This is a genomic window from Pseudoruegeria sp. SK021 (assembly GCF_002119405.1).
In the GTDB taxonomy this organism is placed as follows: Bacteria; Pseudomonadota; Alphaproteobacteria; order Rhodobacterales; family Rhodobacteraceae; genus Meridianimarinicoccus.
Genome location: NZ_MTBG01000073.1, coordinates 1 through 5529, shown reverse-complemented (window position 1 = coordinate 5529; position 5529 = coordinate 1). Strand labels below are relative to the sequence as shown.

Sequence of the window (5529 nt, the reverse complement as noted above, 5' to 3'; positions counted from 1 at the left end):
AAAGAGGATGCGCAGGCTTGGGTGAAATCCTTCGCCAGTTGGTACAACGAAGAACACCTGCACAGCGCAATCCGCTTCGTTACGCCGAACGCGCGCCACTCCGGGACTGACAGTGCAACGCTCGCCAACCGCGCCAGTCTCTATGCAACTGCACGCGCACAAAAGCCGGAACGCTGGTCAGGAAAAACCCGGAACTGGCAACCGGCCGGACCCGTCTGGCTGAACCCCGAAAACGAATTCAGCGCCCCTGAAATCAGAGACGCCGCATGAAATCGGCGGACAACTAGTTTGACAAACACCGAAGGCCATGCGCGAATGGAACTTGGTCTCGAAAAGCTGGCCAAAGCCGCGAAGGCGGGCGCGATCCCCGGTGGTTCGATCGAGAACGGCGTGCTTCATCTGAGCCGGCTGCCGACAGCACCGCCACAGGGGGCCGATGACCTGCTGTCCGATCTCTACCGACGCATACCGGAGACGCGGATCACCGACATCATGCTGGAGGTGGACCGCACGACCGGGTTTGCCGAGGCGTTCACGCATCTCAGGACTGGCGCTCCGCCGAAGGACCGGATCGGCCTGATGAACGTGCTCCTGGCCGAAGGGCTCAACCTCGGTCTGACCAAGATGGCCGAGGCCAGCAATTCCCACGGCTTCTGGGAGTTGATGCGAATCTCGCGCTGGCACGTCGAAAGCGATGCCTACGCCCGTGCGCTGGCGAGTATTGTGGAAGCGCAGGCCGCTTTGCCGATGGCACGTTTCTGGGGTATGGGCACGACCGCCTCCAGCGACGGTCAGTTCTTTTCCACCACCCGGCAGGGCGAGGCGATGAACCTGATCAACGCCAAATACGGGCGCGAGCCAGGGCTGAAAGCCTACACGCACGTTTCCGACCAGTTCGCGCCATTCGCGTCACAGACCATCCCGGCGACGGTCAGCGAAGCGCCCTATATCCTCGACGGGCTGCTGAACAGCGAGGTCGGCAAGCGGATCAAGGAGCAGTATGCTGATACCGGAGGCTTCACCGATCACGTCTTCGCCGTCACCTCGATCCTCGGTCACCGGTTCATCCCACGTATCCGCGATCTGCCCTCCAAGCGCCTCTACGTCTTCGAGCCGAAGGCCGTGCCGCAGAACTTGCGCGGTCTGGCGGGCGGCACGATCCGGGAGAACCTGATCGCGTCCAACTGGCCCGACATTCTGCGGATCGCGGCGACCATGACGGCCGGGACCGACGCGCCCAGCCAGATCCTGCGCAAGCTGGCGTCTTATCCCCGCCAGAACGACCTTGCCGTCGCCTTGCGCGAGGTCGGCCGCGTGGAGCGAACGCTGTTCATGATCGAATGGGTCCTGAACACCGACATGCAGCGCCGCGTCCAGATCGGCCTCAACAAGGGCGAGGCGAACCACGCGCTGAAGAACGCGCTGCGGATCGGCCGACAGGGCGAAATCCGCGACAGGACGGCCGAGGGCCAACATTTTCGAATGGCCGCGCTCAACCTCCTCGCCGCGATCATCATCCACTGGAATACGGCCCGTTTGGGCGAGGCCGTCGCGCAGCGCCAGCGTGCGAAGCTCCCGGTCCCGCCCGAACTTCTGGCGCACACCTCTCCCCTCGGCTGGGCACACATCCTTCTCACCGGCGAATACAAGTGGCCGAAGAGGTAGAAGCCACAGCAGACATTCGCTGCGCCGCGCTCGAACTCACGCAGAGCGGACCTAGCCACCCTTGGGGTCGGTTACGGATCAGTGCAGAAAACCGAGCCCCACAGTCAAATGTCTCAAACTTATTTGCCCGGAGGGCCCAAAATAAACGTGATTGCGTGTCAACAATCTGGTGCCTATTAGGCACCTTCCCCAGAAAACTTCATCGGTGGAATCAAGATGTACAAATTTATTTTCCCGGCCGTCGCAACAGCCGTCATGCTTACGGGGGCGGCCCAAGCGGCGACCCTTGATGCCGCAGTCATCATGAAGACTTCCTCTGCCATCGTTTTGGGCGACCTGAACCGATTGTAGGTCCATACGGCATAGCCAATGACGCTCCGTGGAAATCGGAAGCCCTTGATCCGGGGTAAGTTTTTGATGTTCAGTATTGCTGAGAACCACCCTGAGGCTTCGTTGCCAACAACCTGACAATGCCGCGACGAACGCTCTGACTGCGGCCATCACGCAGTCAGGCCGGCCTGCAAATCCTACTTTGGGTCAAAAAAAGGTTGTCGGATGTCTCTCTGCACGGCTATGTGAATCTTTACGAAACACACTCGGGAAAAACCCGACGATATGTCCGGTCATCCAGTAGGCTAATCGGGGTGTGCCAGAATATATTTATGAGGTTGGATCGTGTTAAAGTATTTATTCGCAGCGATGCTCGTGCTGATTCCGCTATCCTCTAGTGCGGCAACAATTACCGAAAGAACTTCGGCAGAATTTTGCGCGGAGAGTGGTCTCTATAATATTAATCCTTCGGCGTGTTTTAGAGCCGGCGCTAGATTGACTATCTCCACTGGAGATGGCTGGGAAACAGCAAAAGTCGTATGGAGAACCACCGGCTTGTGGGACACCTCTACCAGACCAGTTAATATGGGAACTGATTTGAAAGGCCGCGCCAGCTACCTCTCATACTATCTAAGAAAAAATATTGGGCTTAGTGGTCGGATCTATGAGAATGCCGCAGAAATTCTGACTACTCTCGGGGTAGGTATATCTGGATTATATCTTGCGAACGAGCAAATTTATAGCGCATCCGTTATCTTTGACATGGAAGACTTTCAGTCGGCATCCAGTTTCGAGTTTGAACTGTTGGATGCAACGGCCCCGGTGCCCCTCCCCGCATCTTTGCCGCTTCTGGTGGGCGCACTCGGTCTGATGGGGCTGTCGCGGCGATGGCGCAGCCTCCCGTTGGCCCGACTAAGGAGCTAGGTGTTTGCCCCACGGTTTGATAGTGTGATCCTTTCTCAGGAATGGAGGACTATCCCGCCACTTCCGTGGCCAACTTTTGCACTGCCGTTCTCAATACCAGATGGCAGAAACTGCCCGTGACACGGGCTTCGCCACCGTTCAGGTGATTGATGAGGATCTGGGCCGCTCCGGTTCCGGCCAGATAGCCCGGCCGGGGTTCCAGCGCCTGGTCGCGGAAGTCTGCACCGGATCGGTGGGGGCTGTCTATTGCATCGAAGCCTCCCGTCTCGCGCGCAACGGTCGGGATTGGCATGGTAATCCCCCCCGAAAGTAAGGGGCTGCAGAAGTAGAACTTTCTCGGCAAGATTCATGAGGAGATTCTGAATAAAGACAAGCAGATACACTGAGGCACAGATCCTTTCGATCCTGCGCCAGGGCGAAGGCGGAGTGCCGGTGGCAGAGCTTTGCCGTGAGCATGGCATGAGCAATGCGTCGTTTTACAAGTGGCGGGCGAAGTATGGCGGCATGGACGCGTCCATGATCAGCCAGATGAAGGCTATGGAGCGCACCTTGATGCGCCATTGGTCCGAGCGACAATGGCGCGCGAGAACCGGCGCCTGAAGCGGATGTATGCAGATCTGAGCATGCAGGCTGATCTTTTGAAGGAAGCCCTTGGAAAAAAGTAATTGGGCCGTCTCACCGCCGGGAGATGGCCGAGAATGCGGTGGCGCGCCGTGGGGTCAGCATTGCGCTGGCTTGCCGAGCCTTCGGGGTTAGCGAGACTTGTTATCGCTACAGCCCCCTGCTGAGCGACGAGAATGAGCAGATAGCCGATCTGCTTGTTGGGTTGACCGAGGCCCGGAAGACTTGGGGATTTGGGCTGTGCTTCTTGCATTTGCGCAACGTCAGAGGCCATCCTTGGAATCACAAAAGGGTTTACCGGATCTACTGCGAACTTGAGCTGAACTTGCGGATCAAACCCCGGAAACGGTTGAAACGGGACAAACCCGATGCGCTGGCGGTGCCAGAGGCGCCGAACGTGACCTGGTCGATGGACTTCATGGCCGATCGCCTTGGGGACGGTCGCGCATTCCGGCTCTTGAACGTGCTGGACGACTTCAACCGCGAGGGCTTGGGTATCGAAGTGGATTTTTCCTTGCCCGCCGAAAGGGTCATCCGGAGCCTCAACCGCATCATCGAATGGCGCGGCAAGCCCGGCACCATAAGGGTCGACAACGGCCCGGAATACATCAGTGGAAAGCTAATGGAATGGGCCGAGGAACAAGGGGTTACGATCCAGCACATCCAACCTGGGCAGCCGCAACAGAACGCCTACATCGAGCGCTACAATCGCACGGTCCGGCATGAGTGGCTGGATCAATACATCATCGAAAGCATAGAGGAGGCGCAAGATCACGCCACGCAATGGCTATGGACATACAACAATGACCGCCCGAACATGGGCATCGGCGGCATCACTCCCGCCCAGAAACTGAAAATGGCCGCGTAAGTTCTACGGACGCACCCCCGTTAATAACGGGGGGATTACCACAGCGTGATGCAGGTGCTGCACAATCCCATTTATGCAGGGGCCTACGCCTTCGGGCGGACAGGCAACCGGACACGGGTGGTTGAGGGGCAGGCCCACAAGACCAGCGGCCACCACAGGACGATTGGGGACTGGAGCGTGCTCATCAAGGATAGTCACGAGGGATATATCGACTGGTGCGCCTTTGAGGAGAACCGCCGCATGCTGGAGGAGAACGCGCATATGCAAAAGCGGACGGCCCGCAAATCAGGGCGGGGTGGACAGGCATTGCTGTCAGGCATGGCGCGATGCGCGCGTTGTGGCCGGATGATGCGGGTGTTTTACAAGGTGGGCACCGATCAGTCGCATCGGTATCAGTGCCGCGGCGATGACGGACATGTAGGGGTTGGTCTGTGCATCGGTGCCGGTGGACGCGGCGTTGACGCTGCCGTCGCAAGCCAGCTTCTCGAGGCGGTCTCCGGTCAGGCCGTTCAAGCTGCCCTTCTGGCGGCCGAGCAGATTGCCAAGGCGCAAGAAACCGTCCGGTTGGCGGTCGAGAGAGAGCTCGAGGAAGCTCGCCTCGGATCTCCCGTTTGTCTGGAACGCGGCAGGGACTGATGCCCGCGCCAGGCAGCGGTTGGTCAGGCTGCTGATCGAGGAGGTCGTAATTGATATCGACGCGACAAAGAACGAATTTGTTCTGCTGCTGCACTGGATCGGTGGACGTCATACCGAAGTCCGACTGGCCCGGCGCAAGACCGGCCGGTTCCCACCCGGCCAGGACCTCGCTGCGGGAGAGGTGTTGCGCAAGCTTGGCGGACACTGGCCCGACCGAGAGTTGGCAGTCACCCTCAACCGGATGCGGTGCCGCACCGATGATGGCGAAACGTGGACGACCGTCCGCGTCGCGGCACTCCGCGACAGCCTCGCCATCCCAGCCTATGATCCGGATGCGGAGGTACCGACCAGCATGTGCGACACGAGGCCGGGACCGGGCCGTCCGCGTTCGATCAGGCGGGACGGCAGCGGGGCCTGGGCGAAGGCTTCACAGCAGGTGCAGGCCATGCGGGGGCGGATGAACCGCCGCACGACGAAGTGACCGG

Annotated in this window: 5 protein-coding genes and 3 pseudogenes; all 8 read left to right on the top strand. The window is 59.5% G+C overall.

Translation table 11 applies throughout. The features are described 5' to 3' along the window. Window positions 1-270, top strand: a pseudogene (locus tag BV911_RS19660) (IS3 family transposase); the annotation flags it as partial. A gap of 39 nt (window positions 271-309) precedes the next feature. Next, window positions 310-1665 (top strand): annotated as a pseudogene (locus tag BV911_RS18335) (Tn3 family transposase); the annotation flags it as partial. 216 nt (window positions 1666-1881) lie between these two features. Further along, window positions 1882-2016 carry a hypothetical protein gene (locus BV911_RS20280; protein ID WP_256388279.1) on the top strand — a complete coding sequence of 45 codons (135 nt, stop codon included), beginning with the start codon at window positions 1882-1884 and terminating at the stop codon, window positions 2014-2016. Between the two features lie 324 nt (window positions 2017-2340). Beyond that, window positions 2341-2919, top strand: coding sequence for a VPLPA-CTERM sorting domain-containing protein (locus tag BV911_RS19370; protein WP_139840154.1), 579 nt, complete (start codon window positions 2341-2343; stop codon window positions 2917-2919). A 100-nt stretch (window positions 2920-3019) separates the two neighbouring features. Then, window positions 3020-3232: a recombinase family protein gene (locus BV911_RS18325; RefSeq protein WP_086054998.1), complete on the top strand. Its 213-nt coding sequence runs from the start codon at window positions 3020-3022 to the stop codon at window positions 3230-3232. 50 nt (window positions 3233-3282) lie between these two features. Then, a pseudogene (locus tag BV911_RS18315) lies at window positions 3283-4408 on the top strand (IS3 family transposase). 48 nt (window positions 4409-4456) lie between these two features. After that, window positions 4457-5044, top strand: a complete 588-nt coding sequence (locus BV911_RS19875) for a recombinase zinc beta ribbon domain-containing protein (RefSeq protein ID WP_240512362.1) — start codon at window positions 4457-4459, stop codon at window positions 5042-5044. A 19-nt stretch (window positions 5045-5063) separates the two neighbouring features. Then, window positions 5064-5525, top strand: a complete 462-nt coding sequence (locus tag BV911_RS19870) for a hypothetical protein (RefSeq protein ID WP_205963911.1) — start codon at window positions 5064-5066, stop codon at window positions 5523-5525. Window positions 5526-5529: the final 4 nt, after the last annotated feature.

Excerpts from the sequence above, each read along its gene's own strand:
- BV911_RS20280 (WP_256388279.1), top strand. The coding sequence starts at position 1,882 with ATGTACAAATTTATTTTCCCGGCCGTCGCAACAGCCGTCATGCTTACG.
- BV911_RS18325 (WP_086054998.1), top strand. The coding sequence starts at position 3,020 with ATGGCAGAAACTGCCCGTGACACGGGCTTCGCCACCGTTCAGGTGATT.
- BV911_RS19875 (WP_240512362.1), top strand. The coding sequence starts at position 4,457 with ATGCAGGTGCTGCACAATCCCATTTATGCAGGGGCCTACGCCTTCGGG.